This is a genomic window from Nocardioides sp. NPDC023903 (assembly GCF_040639295.1).
Taxonomy (GTDB): Bacteria; Actinomycetota; Actinomycetes; order Propionibacteriales; family Nocardioidaceae; genus Nocardioides.
Genome location: NZ_JBEZZS010000093.1, coordinates 1 through 1189, shown reverse-complemented (window position 1 = coordinate 1189; position 1189 = coordinate 1). Strand labels below are relative to the sequence as shown.

At 67.9% G+C, this 1189-nt stretch carries 3 protein-coding genes; all 3 read left to right on the top strand.

The annotated features are described in order from the left end of the window. Nucleotides 1–108: 108 nt before the first annotated feature. The 3 genes from AB0F44_RS30180 to AB0F44_RS30170 all read left to right on the top strand — a co-directional run bounded on the left by AB0F44_RS30180 (nt 109) and on the right by AB0F44_RS30170 (nt 1161). Nucleotides 109–546 carry a DUF6194 family protein gene (locus AB0F44_RS30180; protein WP_357361054.1) on the top strand — a complete coding sequence of 146 codons (438 nt, stop codon included), beginning with the start codon at nt 109–111 and terminating at the stop codon, nt 544–546. Between the two features lie 167 nt (nt 547–713). Further along, nucleotides 714–914 carry a hypothetical protein gene (locus tag AB0F44_RS30175; protein ID WP_357361052.1) on the top strand — a complete coding sequence of 67 codons (201 nt, stop codon included), beginning with the start codon at nt 714–716 and terminating at the stop codon, nt 912–914. 79 nt (nt 915–993) lie between these two features. Continuing rightward, nucleotides 994–1161 (top strand): DUF4236 domain-containing protein, encoded by a 168-nt coding sequence (locus AB0F44_RS30170; RefSeq protein WP_084472559.1) that lies wholly within the window; start codon nt 994–996, stop codon nt 1159–1161. Nucleotides 1162–1189 lie beyond the last annotated feature (28 nt).

Genomic DNA, 1189 nt, shown 5'->3' with positions numbered 1-1189 from the left:
GGCACGCGAGGCCGTCGCCGCGCTGGGCGCACGGGAGCTGGTCGGCGTTCACTGACGAGACGCCTCGGCCCGCTTGTTCTGGTTCGCCCCGGATGAGACGCTCCAAGCATGACGATCGAGGAAATCACCGACTACGTGACCGGCCTCGGCGGAGTGCTGGTGCTGCGGCCGACCGAGGGGAGTGAAGCTCCCGAGATCAGCTGGGGCGACACCTTCTTCTACTACGCCCCCGACGGCGTCGTGCCCGCCGGTCAGCCTTTCGCCACCATCGTGACCAAGGACTACCCCGGCGACGAGACGTCCGGCCTGAACCGTCCCGGCAGCTTCCGCGTCAACATCGCCGTGAGCAAGACGACCTTCGCCGAAGCGGGCGCTCCGACCGACGCGAGCATCGAGGACACCGTCGTCGCGCACCCCGTCTACGCTGCCGCGAACTGGCTCGCGGTGGTGAATCCGGCGACCGCCACCGAAGCGACGGTCCGCGAGTTGTTGCGTGAGGCGCACGACCGGGCACGCACTCGATCCGAGCGACGCGCGGCCGAATAGCCCGCTCGGTCGCTCCTGGTTTGCTGGCGACACATCAGCGACTGCCGGGCCTCGTCGAGGCGGTTTGTCCCCTTCGGCGCGGTACCTTTCAGATACCGACGAAAGGGGAGGTCATGTCAGCGCATTCCCGGTCTGTGCGTTCGCTGTCGCACGCCAGGCTCGGACCCGTGGAATTGATCACCGGTGGATTGCTGTCGACCGCCGCGGCGCTGGCGATGGCGGGCCCACTGATCGCCGCGCTGCTGATCCGCCACAGCGGCGGGGGAACCGACCCCGCGGCGCCCCTGATCCTGCTGACTCTCGCCGTCGTCCTCGCGATCACCGCCGCGCTCACCATGTTCGCCATCGCTCGCCGTCGCCGGCACTAGGGAAGCTCGGCTCGACCAGCGGAAACCGGTGGGGCGGAACCGGATCGGCTATTCTGGTGGGGATTCAGGGAGGCTGCTCATGCCCATCAAGTTCCGCCAGCGCAAATCCTTCGGGCCGCTGAAGTTCAATTTCACCCAATCGGGCCTGTCGTCCTGGGGCATCAAGATCGGCCCGTGGTCCTGGAACTCCCGTACCCGCAAGAACAGTGTCGACCTTCCCGGCCCCCTGAGCTGGCGCCAACGCTGATCGGGCCGCTGCCCACGACAGGCGAGTG

Bases quoted from the DNA above. Each gene is read 5' to 3' on its own strand.
- AB0F44_RS30170 (WP_084472559.1), top strand. From the start codon at position 994: ATGCCCATCAAGTTCCGCCAGCGCAAATCCTTCGGGCCGCTGAAGTTC.
- AB0F44_RS30180 (WP_357361054.1), top strand. From the start codon at position 109: ATGACGATCGAGGAAATCACCGACTACGTGACCGGCCTCGGCGGAGTG.